This window comes from Candidatus Poribacteria bacterium (genome assembly GCA_021162805.1).
GTDB lineage: Bacteria > Poribacteria > WGA-4E > B28-G17 > B28-G17 > JAGGXZ01.
The window spans coordinates 1-26,100 of the sequence record JAGGXZ010000201.1 but is presented as its reverse complement, the minus strand read 5'-3'; the positions used below and the strand labels follow the sequence as shown (position 1 = coordinate 26,100).

General features: G+C 54.5%; 19 protein-coding genes and 1 pseudogene. 16 read left to right on the top strand and 4 right to left on the bottom strand.

Annotation, left to right across the window (positions count from 1 at the left end):
* Positions 1-96 precede the first annotated feature (96 nt).
* The 3 genes from J7M22_16725 to J7M22_16715 all read left to right on the top strand — a co-directional run bounded on the left by J7M22_16725 (position 97) and on the right by J7M22_16715 (position 6,214).
* Complete coding sequence (locus J7M22_16725; GenBank protein MCD6508248.1) at positions 97-3,336, top strand: T9SS type A sorting domain-containing protein; 3,240 nt, start codon at positions 97-99, stop codon at positions 3,334-3,336.
* 386 nt (positions 3,337-3,722) lie between these two features.
* Positions 3,723-5,030 (top strand): neutral/alkaline non-lysosomal ceramidase N-terminal domain-containing protein, encoded by a 1,308-nt coding sequence (locus J7M22_16720; GenBank protein MCD6508247.1) that lies wholly within the window; start codon positions 3,723-3,725, stop codon positions 5,028-5,030.
* An 11-nt stretch (positions 5,031-5,041) separates the two neighbouring features.
* Entirely contained in the window at positions 5,042-6,214 is a 1,173-nt protein-coding gene (locus J7M22_16715) for an ArgE/DapE family deacylase (protein ID MCD6508246.1), read from the top strand.
* Between the two features lie 35 nt (positions 6,215-6,249).
* On the opposite strand, the gene J7M22_16710 is transcribed toward J7M22_16715, so the two are convergent.
* On the bottom strand, positions 6,250-7,917 hold the full coding sequence (locus J7M22_16710) for a glycosyltransferase family 39 protein (protein MCD6508245.1): 1,668 nt from the start codon (positions 7,915-7,917) through the stop codon (positions 6,250-6,252).
* A 145-nt stretch (positions 7,918-8,062) separates the two neighbouring features.
* On the opposite strand from J7M22_16710, the gene J7M22_16705 reads away from it, so the two are divergent.
* The 4 genes from J7M22_16705 to J7M22_16690 are packed head-to-tail and all read left to right on the top strand — an operon-like array spanning position 8,063 to position 10,509.
* Positions 8,063-8,302 carry a hypothetical protein gene (locus tag J7M22_16705; protein MCD6508244.1) on the top strand — a complete coding sequence of 80 codons (240 nt, stop codon included), beginning with the start codon at positions 8,063-8,065 and terminating at the stop codon, positions 8,300-8,302.
* Positions 8,299-8,550, top strand: coding sequence for a hypothetical protein (locus J7M22_16700; protein ID MCD6508243.1), 252 nt, complete (start codon positions 8,299-8,301; stop codon positions 8,548-8,550). Before J7M22_16705 ends, J7M22_16700 begins: the two co-directional genes overlap by 4 nt.
* A complete protein-coding gene (locus J7M22_16695) occupies positions 8,547-9,698 on the top strand; it encodes a glycosyltransferase family 4 protein (protein MCD6508242.1) in 1,152 nt (383 codons plus the stop codon). Before J7M22_16700 ends, J7M22_16695 begins: the two co-directional genes overlap by 4 nt.
* Positions 9,655-10,509 carry a hypothetical protein gene (locus J7M22_16690; GenBank protein MCD6508241.1) on the top strand — a complete coding sequence of 285 codons (855 nt, stop codon included), beginning with the start codon at positions 9,655-9,657 and terminating at the stop codon, positions 10,507-10,509. Before J7M22_16695 ends, J7M22_16690 begins: the two co-directional genes overlap by 44 nt.
* Here the strand turns inward: J7M22_16690 and J7M22_16685 are convergent.
* Together J7M22_16685 and J7M22_16680 are read right to left on the bottom strand one after the other, a co-directional pair.
* The gene (locus J7M22_16685; protein ID MCD6508240.1) at positions 10,460-11,284 is read right to left on the bottom strand and encodes an LOG family protein; all 825 of its coding nucleotides are present in this window, start codon (positions 11,282-11,284) and stop codon (positions 10,460-10,462) included. The two genes, J7M22_16690 and J7M22_16685, sit on opposite strands and share 50 nt — an antisense overlap.
* Positions 11,285-11,300: 16 nt before the next feature.
* Positions 11,301-11,924: a histidine phosphatase family protein gene (locus tag J7M22_16680; protein MCD6508239.1), complete on the bottom strand. Its 624-nt coding sequence runs from the start codon at positions 11,922-11,924 to the stop codon at positions 11,301-11,303.
* A 207-nt stretch (positions 11,925-12,131) separates the two neighbouring features.
* Here J7M22_16680 and J7M22_16675 point away from each other — a divergent pair, with 207 nt between their 5' ends.
* The 6 genes from J7M22_16675 (at position 12,132) to hslU (ending at position 18,545) form a co-directional block, all read left to right on the top strand.
* Positions 12,132-13,409, top strand: coding sequence for a DegT/DnrJ/EryC1/StrS family aminotransferase (locus J7M22_16675; GenBank protein ID MCD6508238.1), 1,278 nt, complete (start codon positions 12,132-12,134; stop codon positions 13,407-13,409).
* A gap of 12 nt (positions 13,410-13,421) precedes the next feature.
* Positions 13,422-14,477, top strand: a complete 1,056-nt coding sequence (locus J7M22_16670) for a Gfo/Idh/MocA family oxidoreductase (GenBank protein ID MCD6508237.1) — start codon at positions 13,422-13,424, stop codon at positions 14,475-14,477.
* A 227-nt stretch (positions 14,478-14,704) separates the two neighbouring features.
* Positions 14,705-15,793: a Gfo/Idh/MocA family oxidoreductase gene (locus J7M22_16665; GenBank protein ID MCD6508236.1), complete on the top strand. Its 1,089-nt coding sequence runs from the start codon at positions 14,705-14,707 to the stop codon at positions 15,791-15,793.
* A 104-nt stretch (positions 15,794-15,897) separates the two neighbouring features.
* Complete coding sequence (locus J7M22_16660; GenBank protein ID MCD6508235.1) at positions 15,898-16,560, top strand: hypothetical protein; 663 nt, start codon at positions 15,898-15,900, stop codon at positions 16,558-16,560.
* Positions 16,561-16,582: 22 nt separating this feature from the next.
* A complete protein-coding gene (gene hslV / locus J7M22_16655) occupies positions 16,583-17,122 on the top strand; it encodes an ATP-dependent protease subunit HslV (GenBank protein MCD6508234.1) in 540 nt (179 codons plus the stop codon).
* A 61-nt stretch (positions 17,123-17,183) separates the two neighbouring features.
* Entirely contained in the window at positions 17,184-18,545 is a 1,362-nt protein-coding gene (hslU, locus tag J7M22_16650; GenBank protein MCD6508233.1) for an ATP-dependent protease ATPase subunit HslU, read from the top strand.
* A 42-nt stretch (positions 18,546-18,587) separates the two neighbouring features.
* On the opposite strand, the gene J7M22_16645 is transcribed toward hslU, so the two are convergent.
* Positions 18,588-19,886: a 6-phosphofructokinase gene (locus tag J7M22_16645; GenBank protein ID MCD6508232.1), complete on the bottom strand. Its 1,299-nt coding sequence runs from the start codon at positions 19,884-19,886 to the stop codon at positions 18,588-18,590.
* Positions 19,887-20,132: 246 nt separating this feature from the next.
* On the opposite strand from J7M22_16645, the gene uvrA reads away from it, so the two are divergent.
* The 3 genes and pseudogenes from uvrA to J7M22_16630 all read left to right on the top strand — a co-directional run bounded on the left by uvrA (position 20,133) and on the right by J7M22_16630 (position 25,974).
* Complete coding sequence (gene uvrA / locus J7M22_16640; protein ID MCD6508231.1) at positions 20,133-25,487, top strand: excinuclease ABC subunit UvrA; 5,355 nt, start codon at positions 20,133-20,135, stop codon at positions 25,485-25,487.
* Positions 25,488-25,498: 11 nt separating this feature from the next.
* Positions 25,499-25,714 carry a hypothetical protein gene (locus J7M22_16635; GenBank protein ID MCD6508230.1) on the top strand — a complete coding sequence of 72 codons (216 nt, stop codon included), beginning with the start codon at positions 25,499-25,501 and terminating at the stop codon, positions 25,712-25,714.
* A pseudogene (locus tag J7M22_16630) lies at positions 25,711-25,974 on the top strand (type II toxin-antitoxin system VapC family toxin). Before J7M22_16635 ends, J7M22_16630 begins: the two are co-directional and overlap by 4 nt.
* Positions 25,975-26,100: the final 126 nt, after the last annotated feature.

The window sequence follows — 26,100 nt, the reverse complement described above, 5'->3', positions numbered from 1 at the left end:
TCCGTGGCGATCGCCGATAGCTCTCTTTCCACATCGGGTTCGCCTACAATTACCCTTTCGGACGTGGTTAACGCCGGTGGATGTAGCGGAAGCTGGTTGAGCCAGTCTAATTTCAACTCTCCCTATCCGAACGGGTCGACCGATCCGGGATTCAAGGCCGACTCGCCATCCGATACCACCTTCGATCTGGATTACGGTAACGGGGCCGGCGACTGGAACGATACCAAAACCTACGAGGTATACCTTGCTCCGGTCAGCACCTACAGGAGGACATCCTCCAGCGACCCTGTGGCCACGGCAGGTTTGAGGGTGATGGCTTACTACGGAAGCACCTACTCAGATACGGTGGATAACAGCCAAGATTATAAACTCGACGTCTCGAACGTCCCACCCGGAACATACTATGTCTACATGCGAGTCGGCACGGTTAGCGATGACGATTACTATTACATCGTCAGCCCCTATGCGGTTAAGGTCGCAAGAGCTCTGTTCCTTTCAAGTGGGAACGATGAACCTCTGGGGGACGACGATGTGGCCGGTGTTTCCTTTACGATAGAGTGGACGGACGATGACGAGGCGTATGGCCTTGCCGGGACGATAGACATCTACTATGCCTCCGTCAATACGCTCACCACGGCATCCGAGGTCGAATCTCAGGGCACGCTGATCGTCTCCGGGATCGATGAGAACGAGACCGATTCCAACAATCCCGGATACGGTAACACCTATACCTGGACGCCATCGGGCGTTGCGGCCGGCACATACTACATCTATCTGGTTTGGAAGAGCGGAAGTGTGGCTTCAGTCGATGTCAGCGGCTCGATCGAAGTGCAGTCGGCATCCATAAAGATAACAAGGCCTTACTCCGACAACATAACGGCCAGCGGGGGATACTTCACGATAGAGTGGAGCGATTCGGCTGCAGACGGGGTGACAGGGGCTGAGATATATCTCTTCTACTCGACCAGCACCAATCTGGCCAATTCCAGCTCTGTTCCTAAGGCGTTGACCTCCACCGAGATAAGCTCGCTGGTATCGAACATAGACTCCACCGGCCAGGATACGAGCAAGGCCATCCAGATTAACTCCACAGGCATCTCGCTCGATAACGACGGGGCTTACGACAGATATGTATGGAATCTATCATCGGTGAGCAATGGAAATTATTACATCTACGCCCTGGTTAAACTCAGCGGCTCCTACATCGCCGGATACGGCCCATCCGGATATACCTCAGGGGGAAGCAGCTATGCCAAGTATGTCACCGTCTCGCATACCCCGTTTATAGTGGTGACCTCGCCGGCGAAGGATATCGTGGTCTCTAGCACCTTCACGATCAGATGGCAGGACAAATGGGACGGCGGCGACGGCACAGTTGAGCTCTACTACTCAACAAACGGTTCGTACACCACGGTTAGTGACATCAGGAACAATGCTACCCTGATAACCTCTGGCCTTTCCGAGGGCGGTTCCAACGGCTCGTATACCTGGACAGGGGTGAGTTCCCTACCCGTCAACACGGCCTACTACATATACGCTGTCCTTGAAGCCGGCTCCACGGACGCCTGGGCGGTCAGCCCCGGAACGATCAAGCGTTCCTCCGATTTCACCGTACAGATCATCTCCGACGCCTCTGACCCGGCCGTTGGAGATACCTTCACCGTCTCGATAAAGATAGACACCCAGTCGACCAACATCCAGTCGGCGGCGATATACCTGTCGTTCAACCCGAGCTACATCAACCTGGTCAGCGAATCCTCGCCCTTCACCTGCAACTGGTCTAACGCCACCACTTTCAAGAACTCTGGCAGCAACACAGACGGCACAGCTGATCTCGTCGTGGCGACGACGGGCTCCGGAAGCTCGTTTACGACGAGCACAACCTTTGCCACGGTTCAGTTCACCGTCGTCCAGGCGGGCAACACCAACGTGATGCTCTCCCCTGAAAGCTCCGGCAGGGTGACGACCTTTGTGGATTCCAGCGGCGTCAAGCACTATCCGGTCGCCTCGCAGATCGTCTCCTCCACCAGCCTGGGCACGATCTCCGGCAAGGTGACGCTTGAGGGCAGAACGAACCACTCGGCTCTTGTTACCTTCGAGCTCCGCAAACCCGGCAGCCTCGGCAACACCGATGATTGGACCGTGCCTGACGGTCTGGACGAGGATTCCGATACCCCTGGAGTGCAGGTAACAACCAGATCGGACGGCAGCTTCGTGCTGACCAACGTGCCGACGGGGAAGTGGATACTCACCGCCAAGGCGAAACACTATCTGAGAGGACAGGCCACGGTGATCGTCAAGCCCGGAAACGTGACGGAGGTAACATCCTTCACCACGACCGACAACGACGGAAACACCCTCAGCAGCAGCTACCTGGTGGGAGGCGAGTGCTTCGACTCCACCTATCTGGAGGACAACGACGTGGATATAGATGACCTGACAGTGTTCGCCAACAACTTCGGTTCCACCGATTCCGATGCGCTTGAAGCCGCTGATATCAACGGAGACGGGCTGATCGATCTGGACGATTTCGTCATGATAGCGTCCAACTGGAACGAGGATGGGATCGATCCCGATAGCTCCACGCTGGGAGTTGCCAACGGCGACTACGCTCCGGCTACTGCAGGTGCGGAGGCCTCTATCGAGCTCGTCGGCCTGCCTGAGAGGATGAAGCTCGGCCAGGAATACAGAGTACTGGTGATCGGGCATAACCTCCAGAACGCCCGGGGCTATTCCTTCGATCTCGGATTCGATCCGAAGGCGGTTGAGATCCAGGCGGAGCAGGGCGAGCTGATGGAATCCGGTAGCTTCCCGCTCTTCATCTCCAAGGTGAAGGGCGATAAGTTGATGGTTGCAAGCGCCCTTACTGGAAAGAACATCAAAGGTGCTTCCGGAGATGTGGTGCTGGCTGTGCTGAAGGTCAAGCCCATCCAGACGGGCGGGACGGTCTTCAAGCTCCAGGGTGGCCATCTGATGCCGGTCAACGGAAGATCCGTGCCGATCGAAACGGTCGCAAGAAGCGTGAGAATCCTCAAACCGTCCGACAGGTTCGCCCTCTACCAAAACTATCCGAACCCGTTTAACCCTGAGACCTGGATACCGTATGCCCTGAAGGAGGATTCCTACGTGCAGATACGGATCTACGATTCAACCGGCAAGCTCATCAGAGTTCTGGATCAGGGTTACCGTGAGGCAGCGCAGTACGTTGAGAAGGGCGACGCGGCTTACTGGGATGGGCGTAACGAGACCGGCGAGCGGGTCTCCAGCGGCGTCTACTTCTATCAGATCGTCACCGATAAGTTCACGGCGACGAGGAAGATGGTCATCCTGAAATGATAAATCCCCCCAAACCCCCTTGAATCGCTCCCTCGGGCGATAGCAGGCGGTCGCTTCGGCGGCCGCCTTTTTCATGCTTAAAAATGCCCGCCGTCAACCCTCCCCAGTCCGCTGTCCATAACTTAACGGTCATTTGTAGTCATTAGGTCATTTGGCTTCGCCGTCATCATCAAATGACTACGCTCATATTATCGAGATCCGAGAGGTCAGAAATGCTTATTTCCCAGGGCGAAAAGGAACGAGGAACTAGAAGCGGAAAACGTTACAACGTTGAACGTTGAACGTGTAACGGACCTTGCCCCTTATACAAATCCGGGGTTGCCTGGTGGCCGATAAAGGTATATAATCCTTGAAGCACCGTCTAGCTGAAAGGGGAGGTGAAGGCCATGTTGAAAGCCGGGGCAGCACAAAGGGACATAACCCCACTTCTGGGGATTTCGCTCGTCGGATACTTCCACGACAGAAAGGCGGTCGATGTCAGGGATCCGCTTTACGCCAAGGCGATCGTGCTGGAGGCAGATGGGGAGAGGATCGCCATCGTGCTGTGCGATCTGATAGCGCTTGAGAGGGAGGAGGTCGGGAGGGCCCGCGAGCTGATAGAATCCAGATGCGGCATCCCGCCCCAAAACGTCATGATCGCCTGCACCCATACCCATACCGGCCCCGCCACCGTAAGCGTCCTGGGAGTTGATAGGGACGAAGGATATCTCGAATTCCTGATCCCCAGGATAGCCGACGCCGTGCAGATGGCGTGTCAGAGGCTGCGTGAGGCAAAAGTGGGATGGGAAGTCGGAAGGGAGGAGAGGATCAGCTTCAATCGCAGATATTGGATGAAGGATGGAAAAGTCAGAACCAACCCCGGATATAACAATCCGGATATCGTCAGGCCGGCCGGCCCTATAGATCCGGACGTGATGGCGATCAGGATCGCCGACGTCCAGGGCAACACGATAGCCGTGCTCGCCAACTTCGCCCTACATTATGTGGGCGGCTCGCCCTCAAACGTCGTGTCGGCCGATTATTTCGGCATGTTCGCCCAAGAGATCCAGAGGATGCACGGCGAAAGCTTCGTCGCCATCCTCTCAAACGGATGCTGTGGCGATATAAACAACATCGATGTCCATAATCCCCCCGAACGGAGGGAGGGGTATGAGCACGCCCAACATATCGCCTCGATCCTGGCGGCGGACGTCTACTCGTTGACCGAGCACGCCAAGTTGATAGAGGATGTTCGGCTCAATGCCGTCTCGAAACGAATCACCATCCCAGTCCGTCCCATAACGGAGGGGATGATCGAATCGGCCAAGGCGATCCTACGTGATGCCCCAGATGATGTGAACCGATATACGAGGGAGCAGATCTACGCCCGCGAGATACTGTTCCTGAGCGAGATGCCCCGTCAGGTCGAGACCGAGGTGCAGGTTTTCGCCATAAGGTCCGAGCAGGAGGAAATGGCGATCGTCGGGCTTCCAGGCGAGATCTTCGTCGAGATAGGGCTTCAGATCAAAAAGTCCTCGCCCTTTAAGGCCACCATGCCGATAGAGCTCGCTAACGATTGGGTGGGATATGTCCCGACGGAGAAGGCGTTCGAAGAGGGGGGATATGAGACCGAGCTGGCCAGATCGAGCAAGCTCGCCCCAGAGGCCGAGAGGATTCTGATCCAGACGGCACGTGAACTGCTTGAATCGGTGTGAGAGGTGAAGGGATGAAGGATTTGACCGACGAGGAAAGGGAGGAAATGGTCAGATTTTGCGTCGATCTGATCAGAATACCGAGCCCGCCGGGCGAGGAGGGGAGATGTGCTGAGGCGGTTAAAGCGGAGATGGGGAGGCTGAACTACGACGAGGTTTGGAGGGATGAGGCTGGAAATATCGTAGGGCTCGTGAAGGGAGAGGATCCCGACTCTCCGAAGATCATGCTCAACTCCCATATGGATCACGTGGACGTGGGAGATGTGGAGGAGTGGAGATATCCGCCGTTCGGCGGGGAGATACATGACGGCAGGATCTACGGCCGCGGCGCAAGCGATAACAAGGGGGCGATAGCCGTTCAGGTCCACGCCCTCGGATTTCTCCTGAGACGCGGGTTACGTCCCAAAGGCGACATCTACGTGGCAGCGGTGGTTCAGGAGGAGACCGGGGGAACGGGAACGGCCTATATACTGGAAAGCGGCGAGGTGAAACCGGATGTGATGATACTGGGCGAAGGGACGAGAAACGGGATCTATCTCGGCCACCGCGGGGGTACAGTTGTGGAGGTAACCTTCGTCGGGAAATCCGCCCACGCCAGCGCGCCCGAAAGAGGTGTGAATCCGCTCTATCCGGCCGCCCGATTTCTGATAGCCCTTCAGGAAAAGCTTGAGGATCTGCCGATTCATCCCGATTTGGGACGATCCACGATCTCCCCTACGCTGTGCCGCACTCCCGGAAACAGCACCAACGTCATACCCCCTTCTCTGACCCTGACCCTCGACTGGCGAACCACCACGGAGGATAGGGAGTTCGTGATGGAGTTCATCAGGGAGCTGTCTCGACAGATAGGGGCCGAAACTGAGATCAGGATGCCCACAAGGCACAACAGGACGTATACCGGATATGAGGATCGCGAGAGGGAGGCTTTCATCAAAGGGTTCATCACGCCACCCGATGATTCATTCGTCCTGAGGATGCGTAGGGCGATCCTCTCCGTTTCGGGCAGAGAGCCTCGGATCGGATACTGGAGGTTCGCCACAGACGGGAGGCTCTCGGCAGAGATGGGCATAACGACCTTCGGTTTTTCGCCGTGTGATGAGGAGATGGCACATTGTGCCGACGAGTTCATCAGGATAGATCTTATGGAGGAAGCCCTTATGTGTTATGTGGCTTTCCTGACAGGGTAAAGTAGGGTGAGGCATTTGAGGGAAATGCTTCGCCCCTACTGTTTTCGGATGAGTATATCATCTCTGCCGGTGGGCTCGAACTTCTCCCGAACGTATTTCCGGAACTTCTCAGGCAGGGCTTTGAGGTTCCCATCATATATGACGATCTTGGTCTCAGCCCTCTCCATGGCGGCGATCAGATCGTCTGAGAGCTGTTTTTCGGTGAGCATCGCCCTGATCTCGCTGTGCAGGAACCAGTAGTAGTATGAGTGAGGTCTGAACACCCCTTTCCCCGACCATCCGTCCTGAACGGCGTCATTGGGGGAGGTTATACTCATGATGTATCTTATGTCGTTCAATTGATTGTCGTTGCGTTGAGTAAGCTGTGCCCGCATCTGATCAAGCGGGTATGCGCTTATGCCGATGGATAGGAGACATATGATGATACCCCGCCTCATATCGTCGGGCAGCTTTAGCAGGGCAAACATCGCGGAAACAATCGCTATCCCGAGCCACATCAGAGGGTATATCTCCCTGGAGTTTAAAACGGTAGGGTGAACCTCCGCCCACCGTCTGATCCATAACAGATAGATGATGAATCCGAGGTAGATCGCCATCCCGATACCCCAACCGATCCACCTCCTGTCTCCGAAGCTCTCCCTATTTAAACTCAAGGCCTTCCATATCGCCGCCGCACCGTATACTGCCCAGAAAGGCCAGAACAACATGTAATATTGTCTGTATGGCACAGGGATGATAAAGAGACTTCCGGAGACGACCAGGGTCGATATGAGGGGCAGATGATCGGCTTTCAGCATGGATTCCCTTCTAGCCAGATTTACCCCCGCCATAGCCATGCCGATCGGGCCCAAGAAGGTGAAGATAGGGTTCTGGACGACCGCCCGGCGGAGATATCCCAGAGGGGAGAACCTCACTCTCCAGGAGAGGTTCATCAGGAAATTACACCTCATGAAATCATCCGCTCCGCCCTGAATCCCGAAATAAAGGATTGTGGAGATCACCGGGATCATGTATCCTAAAGCGAAGGAGGCGAGCAGTTTGAGATGACGCGCCTTGGATATCCTATATCTGACGATCTGATAGATGAGTCCCAAGGCGACGCCGAGCGTGGGGAACAGGACTTTAGGTGTGAACATCAGGGATATCCCGAGCGATATCCCCGCCCACAGATATGCCCTTCTGTTCTGTCTCCTCGCGGCCACGAGGAGCAGTATCATGCTTAAAAGCCAAAATATGACCGCTCCGACGTCCGGCCTTATCTCGATGGATTTCTCCAGGAACATGATCATAAAGCTGAGCAGGAGGACGGAGATCAGTCCGACGTCGTCGTCGAACATCATTCTGCCGAGAGCGAAGGTTAAAAGAAATATAAGCCCTGTCATCACCCACATCAGAAACCTGGCGGCGAAGATCAACCTGATCGTCTCACCAAACATCGGGTATAGGAAGGCAAGTATGTAATGCAACATGGGTGTGTGATGTTCGAAGAAATCCCTGTATGGCAGCATCCCGTGGTGAATGCAATATGCCCCGTGAAGGTGTTCGAACTCATCGGGATCGAAATATCTGACCCTAAGGATGGATATCCTCATTGAGAAGGCAAGGAGGATCAGGAGAAGTGTGAAGATTCGATGCGGATGCTCCTTCGGATCGAAGGTTCCTTTCACTCCATCCCAAATCCGAGCTCGAAGACCTCGATTCAACCTTCACCTCCCCGTTCAGCGGGCAACACCGACGCGAAATTCAGGCTTTATGATACGATAGCCCGTGTTCCGTGTCAAATATTATCGTGATTTTCGCTTGACAGGAAGGGGATGATGTGCTACTCTCTTGCACGCGAACAGATGGATGAATCCGAGATTTAAGATCCTCAGTGAAATCAAGGATATCGAGACCATTGCATCGGGTCGAGGTGTGTACATTCGACGGCATCTGGAGCGCACTTACGGCCGAGGACGTTGGCGGAAAATGAAAGGCATAGCCACCGTGGAACTTGCAGATGGCACAATCTGCGAAGCTGAGATACATTGGTATGAAGCACATGGCATAGGACGTAAGGATTTCAAGATCAAGAGGGTGATTCGATGAGCGATTTTGTTATCTGTATCAACAATGAAGGTAATCCAGCAAGCCTGATTGTCGGTAAAGTGTATCGTAGATTGCCAGACCCCGAAGCGGAGGCGCACGGGATGATTCGCGTTGTAGATGAGGATCTGTCGGAGCCCGATGGGTATCTCTATCCGGCATCTATGTTTGTGCCTGTGGAACTGCCGGAGGAGGCAAAGCAGGTATTGATGGCGAAAGATAGGGTCGATCACCGAGCGAGAGAGGGATGAAAAGAGAGACCAGAATTCTTTATCTCCTCCTCAGCGGATCGAAAGTCGGAGGCGCAGAGGTTCAATACCTGTATCTCATAGATGGATTAAGGGGAAAGGGATACAATCCCACCGTTCTCTGTCCCGATCGAGGAAACCTCTATGAAGAGCTCATCTCCTGGGGTGTTCCGGTCCACATCATGCGGCTTCCGATGTGGCGCAAGGCGAAGTCCGTCTTCACCCGCTATATCGCCGCTGCCAAGCTGGTTAGATTCGCCCGCGAGGTGGAGGCAGATCTGATACACTCCGAGTTCAGGATGAACCCCTATCTCATATCGGTGAGCCGGAGCTTAGGCATACCGTGCGTCTCGCACCTTCGAGGCCATATCCGGCCGGATCAGGTGAGGAAATATCGGTTTAGGGATGTCACCGCCGTGATCTCGATCTCCGAGAGGTACAGGAAAACCTTAATCGATGCGGGGGTTCCACCTGAGAGGATAACCGTCATCCATGATTCGGTCGATCTGGATAGATTCAAACCCCTGCGCACCTCGATCAACGTCCTGAGGCGCGATTTCCCGACACGGGGGGATGTGTCCGTGGGGATCGTGGGAAGGATAGAGCCGTTCAAGAGACAGATGGAGTTTCTAAAGGCGGCGGAGATGGTTCTCGAAAGGAGAAAGAACGTGACCTTCTTCGTGATAGGCGACGTCGGGTCCAAAAGCTATTTCAAAAGGCTGTTGCGTTTCATAGAGGAAAGGGATATCAAGGAACATGTGATCTTTACGGGGGCGAGGGACGATATGGTTGAGGTGCTCAACTCACTGGATATCCTGATCACCTTCTCCGGCGGGTCGGTTATGCTTGAGGCGATGGCCTGCGGCAAGCCTGTGATCTCTGTCCGTGAGGTGTTGAAGCTCGTGCCGGCTAATCTAAACTGGCAGATCGTCCGCGATGGCGAAACCGGCTTCGTCATTCAACGGGATGATATCGATGCTTTGGTTGAAGCGATCGTCCGTCTGATAGATGATCCCGACCTTCGTGCCCGTTTGGGGGATGAGGGCAGAAGGTGGGCCGAAGAGAGGTTCGGTCGCGAACAGATGATACGCAAAACCCAGGAGGTCTATGAGAGGCTTCTCAAAGGTATTGACAAATCATCCGCTCCGTGATGCTCAGGCCAATTCCGGCGTCCGATCGTTTAGCAGGGCATATCTGGGATTGATCCTGAGCGTGGCTATCTTACTTCCTCTTCAAGCCGAGGCCGCCTTCGAAAGGATGACGCCTTTTAACCCGATTCCCCTCCCTCAAGGCCGTTATGGGTTCATCCGCTTTTCCCTTGATCATCCGTTCGGGATAAAGGGAATAGATGAGCATCTTCTGGAAGGGGGGATGAGCCGAAATGGATGGGTTCTGAAAGGGAGAATTCACGATTTTGGTATGCTCGAGGGTGAGACGCGATATGCTGAATGGAGCTCATCGCTCGGCCTCGGAGCGAAAATCGGCAGGCTGGGACTCGGCCTATGGATAAGCGGATACAGACTGGAGGTGGGGAACGACAGGACATCCGGAATCGGCATGGGATCTTCCATATCGCTTAGAACGAAGTGGATTGAAATCGGCGTGGGCAAGGAGATCTTGATCCGGAAGCTCGAATGGGCGGATCAACCGGAGATAGCGTTTCTTCTCATCTCCGGTAGGTTTATCCAGGACGTATCCGTATCCGTCCTCCTTGAAGAAGATATGGGATATTTCAAACTTCCTATCGAGATCAGGGTTGATTTGGCGCGAAATTTGATCCTTCACCTCGAACTTGAGCCATCTCTCTGGTCGATATCGATCGGCTTCGATATCGGATATGGCCCGATATCCCTGAACTACATGTGGGATACACATCCCACTCTGCCCGACACGCATAGATTCGGTCTGACGATCAGGGTTCCGACGGGTAGTGTTTCTCGATCTCCTCCCTCAGGTAGTTGAAGGCCTCCTCAATGGTGTCGGCGAAGCTGAAAAGCCTTAGGTCCTTTTCATCTATCGTTCCCCATCTCACCAAGGCGTCGAAGTTCAGCACCTCATCCCAGTATCTCCTGCCATAGATCAGAACGGGGATATGCCTGCCGATCTTCCCCGTCTGGGTTAGGGTCAGGACCTCGATCAGCTCATCCAGCGTGCCAAATCCCCCTGGGAAGACCACCAGTGCCGCGGCGAGATGCACGAACCAGAACTTGCGCATGAAGAAGTAGTGGAACTGAAACCTGAATTCCTCAGGGACATAGGGGTTGATCTCCTGCTCGTAAGGAAGGCTGATGTTCAGGCCGATCGATTTCCCTTCCGCCTCGGCGGCTCCGCGATTGGCCGCCTCCATGATCCCCGGCCCGCCGCCGGAGCAGATGATAAATCTGTGGCTATCGTCGAGGGTTTTTATCCATTCGGTCAGCCTCCGCGCCAGTTGACGGGCGTCCTCGTAGTATCGGGCTAGCTCCAGATCATACTCGGCTCGTTTCAGTCTTTTGACGAGATCAGGATCGGGATTTGGATAGCTGGATACCATCCTCTTGATCTCCTCATATTCCCTGCTTGCCACCTCCAACGGTTTCGCCCTGGCCGATCCGAAGAAGACTATCGTCCGACCGACACCGTGTTCCTGGAACCTGGACAGCGGCTCGTAATATTCGCACATTATCCTTATCGTTCTGGCGTAAGGACTGTGAAGAAACTCCAGATTCTCATAGGCTTTGGGCGGATTTCCACTCATCGTTTGACCTCCTCGATCAGGTTATCGCCTCCGGCGGCAGATGAGAGATCCTGTTAAGATATCGGAGTTTTGCCCTGTTGGGCTTTAGCTCGATGAGGCTCACACAGCAGTTATGTTGGCTGAATCTGGTATATCCACAGGGAGGAGCACCTAGAAATCGGCTTATCAGGATCGAACCGAAGGTGCCGTGTGAGATCAGCAGAACGGCGAGTTCCTTATCCTTGAGTTCACCCCTTAATCTTCTCTCTATCCTTTCTGCCCGCTTATATGCTTCCTCCTCGCTTTCACCCCAAAATTCCTCTCCGCGCCATCCTTCCTCTCCTATGCGATCATCCGCTATCGCCCGGGGAAATTTGGAGAGTATCTCCGATCTGCTCATACCGCGTGTGACATTAGCGGGCTCATGCTCGGCCAGCAGAGGCCAGAGATAAAAGGGCATATCCAGTTCATCGGCTATTATCTGAGCCGTCTGAACCGCCCTCAGAAAGGGACTGGCGTAGATTCCGTTCAGTTTAATCCTCCGAAATCTCATCGCCGTCCAGCGCGCCTGTTTCACCCCCAGCTCCGTCAAAGGGGGATCGGGAGAGGGAAGACCGATGTTCCCTTCAGACTGCCCATGTCTGACCAGATATAGCTCCACAGATATTCCCTCCTATCCGATCACATCCGAATGCGATATTTCATCCCTGTCGATCTTCCCGCTATAGCACCTCATTAATCTTAAAGTATTCCAGCGCGAGATGCAAGGAGATGCTTGGAATCCCAGGAATCTTCATATGGTGAAAGGACCAGGATTGTGGTATAATGGACTGTAGACGATAAATAAAGGGTCGAGGAGGTTATGAGGATGGGCAAGGGGAGATTGGCCGTAGACGGCGGTGAACCTGTGATTAAAGGGGAACTTCCGTCATGGCCTTGGTTTGATGAGGAGACGATCAAGGCAGCGATGGAGCCCCTAAGGACCGGCAAGGTCAACTATTGGACGGGCTCCAAAGGTATGGAGTTCGAGAGGAAATTTGCCGAGTGGTGTGGCGTGAGATATGGCATCAGCACCACGAGTGGAACCAGTGCCCTTCATACCGCCTTGGGAGCGTTGAACATCGGCCCGGGGGACGAGGTCATCACCACTCCTTACTCCTTCATCGCCACCTCCTTCTGCGTTCTTCAGGCCGGAGCGATCCCCGTTTTCGCCGATGTGCGCAGGGAGGATCACTGTATCGATCCCGATGAGATCAGGAAGAAGATCACCAAACGTACGAAGGCGATCATCCCCGTTCACCTCTACGGCAACGTCTGCGAGATGGATGAGATCATGTCCATCGCTGAGGAACATGGTCTCTGGGTGATCGAAGATTGTGCTGAAGCTCATGGGGCGCTTTATAAGGGGAAGAAGGTCGGCTCCATCGGCCACATCGGCGCCTTCAGCTTCTGTCAGAACAAGACCTTCACCACGGGCGGCGAGGGAGGTATGGTGATAACCGATGACGAGGAGATAGCGTGGGAGGCCCGCTCGTTCCGGGATCACGGCTATGATGTCAGGAAGAGAATGAGCCTTCTGGAGATGGAGGGGGCTCTCCCGTATATCCATCGCCGCGTCGGTTTCAACTACAGGATGACGGAGATGCAATCGGCCATAGGACTCAAGGAGCTGGAGAAGATAGATACGTGGAACCTGCCCAGAAGACGCAGAAACGGCGAGATATTGATCGAGGAGCTCTCCGATTGTCCCCAGATAAAATATCTGCCCGTGCACAACAAGGAGAAGGTGAACGGATTCTATGTCTTCCCGATCGTGTTGGATTTGGATAAGCTTACCTGCGACAAGAAGACGTTCCTGAAAGCGGTAACGGCTGAGGGGGTTCCGGCGTGGCGCGAGTTTTGGCCTCAGAGCTACAGGGAAAGGGCCTTCATAGAGCATAACGGCTTCGGCAGGTTTAAATTCCCGTTCCGAAGTAAGGAGTATACCGATCCGAAATCGGTGGAGTACGATAAGGTCTACTGTCCGAACGCCGCCTGGCTGGAGGAACGCACGTTCATCGTCCATGTCTATCCCACGCTGGAGGAGGAGCATATCCGTCTCTTCGCCAGGGCGATCAAAAAGGTGACCTCTTACTACGCGAGATGAGGAGGGATAACGATGGTCAGATGGGGGGTAATCGGCGTGGGAGGCATCGCCCGCCGGCGCACCATTCCTGAGGGGATCATCCCAGCCCGGAACAGCGTCCTGACCGCCGTGATGAGCCGAGATGAGGGAAAAGCCAGGGAGATAGGAGGGCAGTTCGGCGCGAAGGACTACACCAAAATGGAGGATCTGTTGGAGGACCCCGAGGTGGATGCCGTCTACATCGCCACTCCCGTCTATCTCCACGCGTCCCAAACGATAGCGGCCGCCCGACATGGCAAACACGTCCTGGTCGAAAAACCGATGGCTTTGACGATCGATGAATGCAGAAGGATGATCGAGGGCTGCCGTGAAAATGGGGTCAAACTGGGCGTCGGATACATGATGCGCTTCCATGCCCATCACCGTAAGTTTAGGGAGATGATCGGAGACGGGGTGTTAGGCAAACCGGTTCTGGCGAGAGCTCAGCTCTCCTGCTGGTATCCCCCAATGGAAGGGGCATGGAGGCAGAAACCGGAGCTGGGGGGCGGAGGCTCACTGATAGATATGGGAAGCCATTGCATCGATCTTTTGGAGTTCATCCTTCATAGCCGCGTCGTGGAGGTAAGCTGTTTAACAGGGAACATCGTTCACGGCTATCCCGTTGAGGACGGCGCCCTGATGAGCGTCAGGTTTTCCAACGGAGCCCTTGGGATCGTCGACGCGTTCTTCAGCATCCCGGATGATTCCTCGAAGAACAGGCTTGAGATCTATGGGAGCGGGGGAAGCATATTGGCGGAGGGAACTATCGGGCAGCTTCCCACCGGTGAGGCGATGGCCTATCTGGAGAGGGAACCGACGGGATATCAGGCCCTGCAGGAGAGGAAACCGGGGAAGGGTGAGCCGATAGAGGTCGATCCGGTCAACACCTATAGGGCCGAGATAGAGGAGTTCGCCGATGCGATCATCCACGACAGAGAGCCGATGATCCCCGGCGAGGAGGGGCTTTGGAACCTGAGGATAATCCTCGCGGCCTATGAGTCGGCCAGGGAGAGACGAGCTGTGGAGATTGACTTTCCCAGCGAGTTCTAATAAAATTTAGTTGGCTATCACTCTATTTTAACGTCCGCCTCTCGGCAGTCCACCGTTCAACGGTCATTTGCGGTCATAGGTCATTTGGCTTCGCCGTCATTTTGAATGACTACAGATGACCATCAATGACAACAAATGACTTACAGAGGGTGGACGGCGGACGATTAGTCTTAGGCAAATGCTAAACTCAAAGAAAATTTGAGCGAACTTATTTCAAGGAGGTCGAGATGGCAGATTTGAAGGTTGGAATTGTGGGCGCCGGCGGTATAACCGACTATCATATCCCCGGATATAAATCGGCCGGCGCGGAGGTCCTGGCGATATGTGATCCTATCATCGAGAGGGCGAAATCCCAGGCGAAAAAATACGATATCCCCAATGTTTTCTCCTCACATAAGGATATGCTGGATAAATGCCCTGAGATCGAGGCTGTAAGCGTATGTGTGCCGAATAAGTTCCATGCGGAGATATCGATCGACTGCCTTGGTGCCGGAAAGCATGTCTTCTGCGAGAAACCCCCTGCCCTTAACGCCGAGGAGGCGGAGCGAATGAAGGAAGCCGCCGAGAAGAACGGCAAAACCCTGATGTTCGACTTCAATAACCGGGCGAGGCCGGAGGCACAGGCGCTTATGGATTACATCAAAGACGGCACAGTCGGCAGGATCAACTCTGCCCAGGCGCTTTGGATCAGAAGGACCGGAATTCCCGGCTTCGGCGGCTGGTTCACACAGAAGGCCCTCTCCGGCGGTGGACCTGTGATCGATCTACTACATATGATAGATCTGGCGCTCTACTTCATGCAGTTTCCCAAGCCCCGATGGGTTCTGGCCTCCACGTTTTACGACTTCGCCAACGATCCGAACTTCAAAGGCCCCTGGGGAATCCCGGACGTGGAGGGAGGAATTGTAGACGTCGAGATGGCCTCTCATGCCTTTATACGCTTCGAGACCGGTCAGGTGTTGTTCGCGAGGAACTCCTGGGCGGAGATGAACAAACGGGAGGAGGTCTCGGTCACCTTCCAGGGCACTAAGGCCGGTGGGATGATCCGCCGCCTCTTCGGGAGAGATGGCATCGACGAAACCGCGATAGACGAGTGCGAGCTCTACGTGCAGGAACACGGCAGATCGGTCAACAGGAGGATAATCGTTGAACCGGACGAGAAGATGGGACGTGAAAGGGCGGTTGTCAACTTCGTCAGAGCCCTTGCGGGCCAGGAAGAACCGCTTTCAACCCCGGATCAGGCTGTCATCCTGATGCAGATCATAGATGCCATCTACAAATCGGCTGAAACAGGTGCTCCCGTGGAGATATCCTAAAAACCGGGAAAACAAGGAGACAACGGGACAAGGGGACAGGGAGACGTTTTTTCTTGTTCCCCTACCCTCTTGTCCCTTTGTCATATCAGTCGTAGGAGGTTAAGTTGAAAAAAAGCGATTATGTTGTCACGGCGGCTTTCATCTCAACCTTTCTCTGGTTTTCGATTAACGCCCTCTATCCATGGATCGGATGGCTTTACATTAACGTTCTCATCTCCGGCGGTGCTCTCGCATGGGCGGCATTGAGATGGAATGCCCCGGGATATATCAGAGAGGGAGCCATGATCGGATTCGGCAGCGCATTCATATATCTGGCCGTAAATGGGCTCCTCGTGAGGGTGGCGCTGATCCTCGATTACCTCAGGAAGGACGTTTTGATCTTCTACACGCCGCTGAGCGTGATCCTGACGTGGGGGCTGATGATAACGTTGGCGATATATCTGTATCGAAGAATGCGGGAGTTCATAGGCAACTTCTATCTTCCGGCCCTGGTCATCGGGATATTGGCCTTCGCCGTTACACTGGGATTAAACGAGCTTGGAAACATAGGCAGGCTTTGGAACTGGAACATGTTGCGGGTTCCCCGGCCGATTTTGAACTCTACGCCGCTTTATGTGCTGATAGCGAACTTCCTCGTTCCCTTCGCTGCCCCTTATATCCTGGGCGGCAATCCCATCATCGAGATCTTCAGATGCGGTGTGACGATATCGGTGCTTCAGCTTCTTTGCTTTGTGATTTTCAGGACGCTGTTCTTCTCACCATTATGATTTGAAGGGAGAGCAGGGAGGGATGGATATCCGATCGACGACGATATTGGCCGTCAGGCACAAAGGTGAGATCGCCCTCGGAGGCGACGGTCAGGTCACTCTAGGCGAGACGATAATCAAACATCAGGCTTCCAAGGTAAGGCGGCTCTACAAGGACAGGGTGATCATAGGGTTTGCCGGCGCAGCCGCCGATGCCCTTTCGCTCTTTGAGATGCTTGAATCGAAGTTGGAGCGCTACAACGGAGATCTATATCGATCCGCTGTTGAGATGGCCAGGGATTGGCGGACCGATAGGATATTGCGTAGGATGGAGGCCTCCATCATCGCTGTGGACTCCAAACATATGTTCCTCATATCGGGCACAGGGGATCTGATAACCCCGGACGATAATGTGTTGGCTATAGGCTCGGGCGGGCCGATAGCCCTCGCAGCGGCGAAGGCTTTGGTGGAATACTCAGACCTGACGGCATCTCAGATCGTTCGCAAATCCCTGGAGATAACATCCCAAATCTGCATCTATACTAACGGCAACATCATCGTCGAATCGCTGCCGGCGGAATAGTCCATCAGGATTGAAGGAGGTAGGAGCTTTGGCCGAGAAGGAGAAAGATATCCTTAGGGATATGTTGACCCCCCGTGAAATCGTTGAGGAACTGGATAAATACATAATCGGCCAGGATGAGGCCAAGAGGTGCGTCGCCATTGCCCTGCGCAACAGAGCCCGACGGCAGATGCTACCTGAGGAGATAAGAGATGAGGTCGCGCCTAAAAATATCATCATGATAGGTCCCACGGGGGTAGGTAAGACCGAGATCGCCCGCAGGTTATCCAGACTCGCAAACGCCCCCTTCATCAAGGTCGAGGCCTCCAAGTACACCGAGGTCGGCTACGTCGGCAGGGATGTCGAATCCATCATAAGGGATCTGACCGACCTCGCCGTCAACATGGTCAGATCCGAACACATGGAGATGGTCCGCGATAAGGCGGAGAAGCTCGCCCAGGAGAGGGTGCTCGATATACTCATACCTCCACCTCCCAAGCGAAGACGTCGCCGAAAGGCCGATGAGGACGAGATGGATGAGATCAGAAGACAGGAGGAAAGTTACCGGCGGACGAGGGAGAAGATACGCAGAAAGTTCCTCGCCGGCGAGATGGACGATGTGGTGATTGAGGTCGAGGTGGAGGAGAGGTTCTCTCCGGTGGTGGAGATCTTCTCGCCGGCGGGGCTGGAGGATCTGGATATAAACTTCAAGGATTTCTTCGAGAGCTTCTTCCCGAAGCAGAAGCGTAGACGTAAGATGACTGTAAAGGAGGCTCTGCGCGTCCTGGCCCAGGAGGAGGCTGAAAAGCTCATAGATGAGGATAAGGTGATCTCCGAGGCGATAGATAGGGTCGAAAACTCCGGCATCGTCTTCATCGATGAGATAGATAAGGTCGCCGGAAGGGAATCGGGACACGGACCGGATGTATCACGGGAGGGCGTGCAAAGGGATCTGCTGCCCATCATCGAGGGCACGGCAGTTCAGACGAAATACGGGATCGTCCGGACGGATCACATCCTCTTCATCGCAGCGGGAGCCTTTCACGTCTCAAAGCCATCAGATCTCATACCCGAGCTGCAGGGCAGATTTCCCATTCGCGTCGAGCTGAAAAGCCTCGGCAAGGAGGAGTTCAAGCGGATCTTAACCGAGCCGAAAAACGCCCTCGTCAAACAGTACACCGCCTTGTTGGAGACTGAGGGCGTCAAGGTGAAGTTCACCGAAGACGCCATAGATGAGATCGCCTCTATCGCCTATAAGGTCAACGAGGAGGTTGAAAATATCGGCGCGAGAAGGCTCCACACCATAATGGAGAAGCTCTTCGAGGAGATCTCCTTCATGGCCCCAGAGCTCAAAGGACAGGAGATCACCATAGATGCCGAATATGTTCGGAAACAGCTCGGGGAGATCGTCAGAGATAGAGACTTGAGCAGATATATACTCTGAAGTTCGAGGGTGGGGCGAGTTATCTCGCCCCAAAAGTCGAGATCACGATATAGGTGGAACGACAGGAACTATCTCGCCGATCACAGGCGCCAGATATTCTGTGACATATTCCTCGCTTATCGTCTCCTCGCCGGTGGAGGGATCGGACAGGAGGTATTTCTCAGGTAGATACCGTTTCTTCCCTGCGGCAAGCGACGTTCTGACCAGGCCGAATTGCCACCCGCCCCAAGGCTGACGCACGATCGTCGCCATGAAGCCGGTCTTATCCTCGACTATGGCCGAATAAGCCGCTCTCCTGCCGACCATATAGGCGACCTCTTGATCGGCGATCGAGGGATACTCGCGCGAAACCCTCTGAAGTTCGCCGAGCTTAATCCACCGCACAACCCTTTCGATCTTCTTCCCCTTCTTACTGTACTCCTCCTCCAATATCTTCATCGCCTTCTCGGCCAGCTTCTGCGCCACCCCTCCCAAAAGCGGGTTTCCAAACTGGTCTTTATAACTCCCGGCCGATATAAGCTCTCCGGTTTCTAAATCCTTCACCCCTTCGGAGATGACGTAAACGCCCCAGCCGTGATCGTAATGCCGCCTCAATAGATATTCGGTGAACTTCTCGACGTCCATGGGCCTTTCCGGCACGGCGATGTAGTGCGGGCCATATCCGAAGCGTTTGACGGCGACCGATGCGGCGGTGAGGAACCCGGCATTGCGCCCCATCACCTCTATGAGGTAATGCCTTCTGAAAGCACACGCCTCAACCGATAGCTCCAGCACTTTATTGGCGACGAAGGTGGCTGCCGTGCCGAAGCCGGGACAGAAGTCTATGCACATGATCTGACCGTCTCTGACGATCTCGCCCTCCACGGGCCCGCCTTCGGGGACGGGAACTGAATAAGGTAGATCGTTGTCTATGGTCTTAGGCACGTCGAAGAAGTTAGGAAGATCCGGATCGTCAATCGATCGGGCGTATTCGCTGAGCGTGTTCAGGGTTCTGAGCGTGTCATCACCGCCGACCAGGAAGACGTAGCCGATGTTCCTCTCACGGCAGAGCTCTATGATCCTGCGGGCCTCATCATCTGATTCAAGTTTTCTCCTACCGGTTTTAAAGTATGTGCTCGGCGTATTGGCGACGAGCCTTCTGAAATCCGGATCCTTCATCCTATCGGTGATATCTATCAGATCTCCCTTAAGCAATCCCTCAGTTCCGCCGATGGCACAGAAGATGCGATCTATTTTATCCGAGCCGAACTCCAGAGCGCCTTCGATTATACCGATGTTGGATCGATTGATAACCGGCGTCGGCCCGCCGCCGTTTGCTATGACCAGATTCCGTCTTGCCATCCAAAACCTCCATGAAGGTTGATGGGTTTCGATTAATTATAACATTATCCCGCTTCTAACATCAAATAGGGTCTTTCTCCGCTCAAGACCTCTCAAAATTCTCGAGGAGGAATCGGCAGCACATGAAGTGCCGCCCTACGAAAGTGTTACCGTGATCGTGAACCATCCCTTGTTGCACATCCTAAGTCTTGTTTATACGGCCATGCAGATGTTAAAATTTAAGAGGATTTTCGTCCGTTTGAAGGGATGAGTATGGATAAGATAATTGTTAAGGGAGCACGCGAGCATAACCTGAAGGATGTCGACCTGATCCTGCCGAGGAACAGGTTCATCGTCTTCACCGGCGTAAGCGGATCGGGCAAATCCTCCATGGCCTTCGACACCCTCTATGCCGAGGGCCAGAGGCGGTATATCGAGTCCCTCTCCGCATATGCCAGACAGTTCATGGGCAGGATACAGAAACCCGATGTCGAAAGCATCGAGGGGCTTTCACCCTCCATCTCCATAGATCAGAAGACCACCGGTTCCAACCCACGATCCACGGTCGCCACGATGACGGAGATACACGATTACCTGAGGCTGCTGTTCGCATACGTCGGGAAGATATATTGCTATCGATGCGGAGCGCTGATAAGCGACCAGTCGACGGACGAGATCGTCGAGAGGATCATGAATGAGATACCGGATCGGCAGCGGTTCATGATCCTCTCGCCCGTGGCCAGATCTAAAAAAGGGGAGTTCAAGGACGAGTTCAAAGATGCGCTGAAGGCCGGATTCGTAAGGGTGAGGGTGGACGGGGAGATATACGAGCTGTCGAACCCTCCGAAGCTGAACAAACAGATGCGTCATGACGTGGATATCGTGGTGGATAGGATCGTTATGAAGAAGGAAAACCCTGAGATGAGAGGAAGGCTGGCCGAATCGCTTGAGACGGCCTTTGGCCTCTCCGAGGGCATGGCGGTGCTGCTCTTCGAGGACGGCGAGGAGAGGATGTTCAGCAAGACCATGACCTGCCCCAACTGCGGCATAAGCTATAGCAAACCCTCCCCTCAGCTCTTCTCGTTCAACAGCCCTCAGGGGATGTGTCCGAAGTGCAGGGGATTGGGGGTGATACACGATATCTCGCCTCATCTGATCGTAGATCCCGAAAAATCCCTCTCCCAGGGAGCCATCAAGCCGATAGGGCCTTTGAGGTTTAAGGGCGAGTCACAATTGGAAGCGGTGCTCACGGCTCTGGCGAAATATTACAAGTTCAGCTTCGACGAGAAATGGAAAAACCTATCTCAGGAACACAGGGACATCATCCTCTACGGCGCCCCTGTCAAGATCATGATCACCAGACGAATCGGATGGGGCAGGAGGATAAAGCAGATAGTCGAGTATAAGGGGATAATCAACAAGCTCAGGAGATTCAAAGATGAGGAGCTGAGGGGATATATCAGCGAAAGCATCTGTCCCGACTGTAACGGATCGAGGCTGCGTCCGGAGGCCAGAGGGGTTAAGGTGGGCGGGAAGGCGATCCATGAGATCACCGCCATGACGGTGGATGAATGCCTGGATTTCTTTGAAAACCTGGAGCTGACGGAGCGTGAGCGGACGATAGCCGAGGAGATACTTAAGGAGATAAAGGGGCGGCTCAGATTCCTGGTGGACGTGGGCCTACATTATCTGACCCTGGACAGGTCATCGCCGACCCTATCGGGTGGTGAGGCGCAGAGGATAAGGCTCGCAAGCCAGATAGGGGCGGGATTGACCAACGTGCTTTATGTCCTGGATGAACCCACTATAGGGCTTCATCAACGGGATAACCTGAAGCTTATAAACGCCCTCAAAAAGCTCCGCGATCAGGGCAACACCGTTATAGTGGTCGAACACGACGAGGAGACGATACGATCCGCCGATTACATAGTCGACTTCGGCCCCGGCCCCGGGCAGGAGGGAGGGGAGATCGTCTTCGCCGGACCGGCCGGCAAGATCCTGGAGTGTCCCAACTCGCTCACGGCCAAATACCTGCGAGGCGAGCTTGAGATACCCATACCATCCCAAAGGCGAAAGCCCTCGGATAAGTGGCTGACGATCGTCGGGGCAAGACATAATAACCTCAAGGACATAACTGTTAAGATACCGCTCGGAACCTTCACCTGCATCACGGGAGTATCGGGCTCCGGAAAGAGCTCCCTCGTCAACGATATAATCTACAAGGCGCTCGCTCGGAGGCTGATGGGAGCCCACACCGTTCCGGGTGAACACGATCGGATCGAGGGCATAGAGCATATAGACAAGGTGATAGAGGTCGATCAGAGCCCCATAGGTCGCACGCCCAGATCCAATCCCGCCACATATACCAAGCTCTTCGACGCCATAAGGAGCTTTTATGCCGAGCTGCCCGAGTCGAAGATCCGTGGATATAAACCCGGGAGGTTCAGCTTCAACGTCAGAGGTGGAAGGTGTGAGGCGTGTCAGGGCCATGGGATGAAGAGGATCGAGATGCATTTCCTCGCCGATGTGTGGGTTAAGTGTGAGGTCTGTGACGGAAGGAGATACAACAGGGAGACCCTCCAGGTGAAATACAACGGCAAATCCATAGCCGATGTGCTGGATATGACGGTGGAGGAGGCGCTGAAGTTCTTCGAAAACGTGCCCAGGATAAAGAAATATCTGCAGACGCTGTATGACGTCGGCCTCGATTACATCAAGCTGGGTCAGCCGGCGCCGACCCTCTCCGGCGGAGAGGCGCAGAGGGTGAAACTCGCCAGGGAACTGAGCAAGCGGGGAACGGGGAGAACGCTCTACATATTGGACGAGCCGACGACCGGGCTTCACTTCGCCGACGTTCAAAAACTGCTTAACGTGCTTCACACGCTCGTTGACAGGGGCAATACGGTGGTCGTCGTCGAACACAACATGGAGATCATCAAGACCGCCGATTATGTCATCGATCTGGGACCTGAAGGGGGTGAGGAGGGCGGATATGTCGTGGCATGCGGGACTCCCGAGGAGGTGGCGAGGGTTAAAAGCTCATACACCGGCCAGGTGCTCAGGGATGTGCTCCTCGGCAAACATAAGGCGATGGTCGAGGAGATCGAGGAGGAGCCGATAAGATCCCTGCCCGCTGAACGGGCGATACTTGTTAGGGGGGCGAAGCAGAACAACCTCAAAAACGTGGATCTCACCCTGCCACACGATGAGCTCATCACCTTCACGGGCGTCAGCGGATCGGGCAAGACGTCGATGGCGATTGAGACGATCTATGCCGAGGGCAGGCGGAGATACGTGGAGTCGCTATCCACATATGCGCGCCAGTTCCTCGGCGGAATGGATAAACCTAAGGTCGATTTCATAGACGGACTTGCACCGGCGATAGCGATCGATCAAAAGGCGCCGAGCAAAAACCCGCGCTCAACGGTGGGCACCATCACTGAAATCTACGATTACCTGAGAGTTCTCTTCGCCCGATTCGGGGTGCAACACTGCGTCAAATGCGGTCAGCCCGTGGGCGCCCAGACCGTCGATCAGATCGTCGATCGGATAATGGATCTTCCCCCTAAAAGCCGCATCTACATCCTCGCTCCCGTTAAACTCGCCAAAAACGAGGAATATGCCGATGTGCTAAAGCGCGCTCAGCGTGGCGGATTCGTGCGCGTCTGGATGGATGGCGAGATCTCCCCGATCGAGGAGAGGATGAACATAAGCAGGAGGGTCAAACATGACGTGGCGATCGTCGTGGACCGTCTTATACTGAGGGAGGACCAGCGCGATAGGGTATCCGAGGGGGTTGAGACCGCCCTTGAGATGGGCGAGGGCGAGATGAAGGTTCAACTGCAAGGTCCGGACGGCATGACCGATCTGGTGACCTTCAGCAGCCTAAGGGCATGTGCCAGATGTGGGATAAGCTATGACGAGCTTCGGCCTCAGGATTTCTCCTTCAATAGCCCCGTGGGCATGTGTCCGTATTGCGAGGGCCTGGGATTCACCGATTCCTCCTACTCGAAGGTATGCCCGAAATGCCAGGGGGCGAGGATAAAGGAGAGCTCAAGATATGTCCTCATAGGCGGGAAAAACATAGTGGAGCTATGTCGAATGCCGATCGGCGATCTCTATCAGTTCTTCCTGGATCTAAAGCTGCCCCAGGACAGGCTCGAGGTGGGCGAGGAGCTGCTGAGGGAGATAAGGAACAGGCTCTCCTTCCTGGTGGATATCGGACTTCATTATCTGACCCTGGATCGCCCGGGACCGACGCTATCGGGAGGAGAGGCACAGAGGATAAGGCTGGCGAGTCAGTTGGGAAGCGGTTTGACCGGCGTGATATACGTGTTGGATGAGCCGACCATAGGGCTGCACATGCGGGATACCGGAAGGCTGCTCAGGGCCCTGAGGAAACTGCGCGATCTAGGCAACACCGTCATAACGGTTGAACACGATAGAGAGGTGATCTCCAGCTCGGATCTGATCGTCGACTTCGGCCCGGGGGCGGGCCGGAACGGCGGAAGGATCGTGGCAAAGGGGAAGGTCCAGGATATTCGAAGGATCGAAGAATCCCTTACGGGCAGATATCTGGCGAACCGGTTCCGCATAGAGGTTCCCAAGAAGCGCAGGTCTCCAAGGGGGTTCCTACGGATAATCGGGGCATACGCCAACAACCTCAAGGATATAGATATCGATATACCGCTGGGCGTTATAACCTGCATCACGGGGGTATCGGGCTCGGGCAAGAGCTCGCTTGTGGAGGAGGTTCTCTATCCGGCGGTCGCCCGATATCTTGGACTGCCGGCGGCGGAGCCGAAATGCCTCCGCGCGGATGGGCTGGGCGAGATAGACAAGGTGATAAGCATCAATCAAAAGCCGATAGGCGAGACGCCTCGGTCGAACCCGGCGACCTATACGGGCGTATTCGATCACATACGATCGCTCTTCGCTAAAACGCCCGACGCCAGGGCGATGGGGTTCACGGCATCATACTTCAGCTCGAACCTGGAGTACGGGAGATGCCCTAGCTGCGATGGCGAGGGGTATAACCTCTTCTCGATGCCGTTCCTGCCGGATGTGTGGGTCAAATGCGATGTGTGTGGCGGGACGGGGTTCATGAGGGAGATACTCGAGATCAAATACAAGGGCAAGAACATATCGGATGTATTGAAGATGACGGTAGCTGAGGCGAGGGAGTTCTTCAGGGATATCCCCAGGATCAGGAGGATACTCGATGTGCTGTGCGATGTCGGGCTGGATTATATGCCTTTGGGCCAGCCCGCGACGACGCTCTCCGGCGGGGAGGCACAGAGGTTGAAGCTCGCCAGGGAACTTATAAAGCCGGATACCGGAAGCACACTCTACATAATGGATGAGCCCACCACCGGTCTTCACGCGGCCGACGTCAAGAAGCTGCTCGACGTGCTGAATCGGTTGGCCGACAAGGGGAACACGATAGTCGTGATAGAGCACAACATGGATGTGATCAAGTGCGCCGATTACATCATAGATCTGGGGCCGGAGGGCGGAGATGAGGGCGGATACCTGGTGGCGTGTGGAACCCCCGAGGAGGTGGCCGAATCGGAGATATCGCATACGGGCAGGTTCTTGAGAGATTTTCTTCCACAAGAATAAAGGAGGGGAAAATGCAAGCCTATCGAGTTGAAACTGTTGTTGCTCAGGATGGTACCCTTACCATTAAAGGGATTCCTTTTCGCTCAGGGGAAAAAGTGGAGGTTATCATCCTCAGCCGCTCTCACGAACTCAAAAAAGAGGAACTTTATTCTCTGCGAGGTAAGCCAATTCGCTATCTCGAACCGTTTGAGAGCGTCGCTGAGAATGATTGGGAAGTGTTGCGATGATTGTGCTCGATACGCACATCTGGGTTTGGTGGGTCCATGGAACAGAATACCTCACCCAGACCCAAATTGAGGTAATTGCCGCACACGAGAAAGATGTAATTGGCGTTAGCGCGATTTCGTGTTGGGAGATAGCCAAGCTGGTCGAGTACGATCGTTTAGAGCTACCATGTCCATTGGAAGAATGGTTTGAGCAGGCTTTGAATTACCCGGGGGTTTATCTGTTTCCTCTAACTCCCGAGATAGCCATTGAATCAACCAGATTCGCTCAAATTTCCTTCGAGTGTAGCGGTTATCCATTAGGAGACAGGAGGCAGGAAACAGGAGACAGGAATATAGATTTTCCCCTGCCTCCTGCTTCCTGTTTCCCGTCTCCTTCTAACACTGAG

Excerpts from the sequence above, each read along its gene's own strand:
- J7M22_16720 (MCD6508247.1), top strand. The coding sequence starts at position 3,723 with ATGTTGAAAGCCGGGGCAGCACAAAGGGACATAACCCCACTTCTGGGG.
- J7M22_16715 (MCD6508246.1), top strand. The coding sequence starts at position 5,042 with ATGAAGGATTTGACCGACGAGGAAAGGGAGGAAATGGTCAGATTTTGC.
- J7M22_16705 (MCD6508244.1), top strand. The coding sequence starts at position 8,063 with ATGAATCCGAGATTTAAGATCCTCAGTGAAATCAAGGATATCGAGACC.
- J7M22_16700 (MCD6508243.1), top strand. The coding sequence starts at position 8,299 with ATGAGCGATTTTGTTATCTGTATCAACAATGAAGGTAATCCAGCAAGC.
- J7M22_16695 (MCD6508242.1), top strand. The coding sequence starts at position 8,547 with ATGAAAAGAGAGACCAGAATTCTTTATCTCCTCCTCAGCGGATCGAAA.
- J7M22_16690 (MCD6508241.1), top strand. The coding sequence starts at position 9,655 with ATGAGAGGCTTCTCAAAGGTATTGACAAATCATCCGCTCCGTGATGCT.
- J7M22_16685 (MCD6508240.1), bottom strand. The coding sequence starts at position 11,284 with ATGAGTGGAAATCCGCCCAAAGCCTATGAGAATCTGGAGTTTCTTCAC.
- J7M22_16675 (MCD6508238.1), top strand. The coding sequence starts at position 12,132 with ATGGGCAAGGGGAGATTGGCCGTAGACGGCGGTGAACCTGTGATTAAA.
- J7M22_16670 (MCD6508237.1), top strand. The coding sequence starts at position 13,422 with ATGGTCAGATGGGGGGTAATCGGCGTGGGAGGCATCGCCCGCCGGCGC.
- J7M22_16665 (MCD6508236.1), top strand. The coding sequence starts at position 14,705 with ATGGCAGATTTGAAGGTTGGAATTGTGGGCGCCGGCGGTATAACCGAC.
- hslV (MCD6508234.1), top strand. The coding sequence starts at position 16,583 with ATGGATATCCGATCGACGACGATATTGGCCGTCAGGCACAAAGGTGAG.
- hslU (MCD6508233.1), top strand. The coding sequence starts at position 17,184 with ATGTTGACCCCCCGTGAAATCGTTGAGGAACTGGATAAATACATAATC.
- J7M22_16645 (MCD6508232.1), bottom strand. The coding sequence starts at position 19,886 with ATGGCAAGACGGAATCTGGTCATAGCAAACGGCGGCGGGCCGACGCCG.
- uvrA (MCD6508231.1), top strand. The coding sequence starts at position 20,133 with ATGAGTATGGATAAGATAATTGTTAAGGGAGCACGCGAGCATAACCTG.
- J7M22_16635 (MCD6508230.1), top strand. The coding sequence starts at position 25,499 with ATGCAAGCCTATCGAGTTGAAACTGTTGTTGCTCAGGATGGTACCCTT.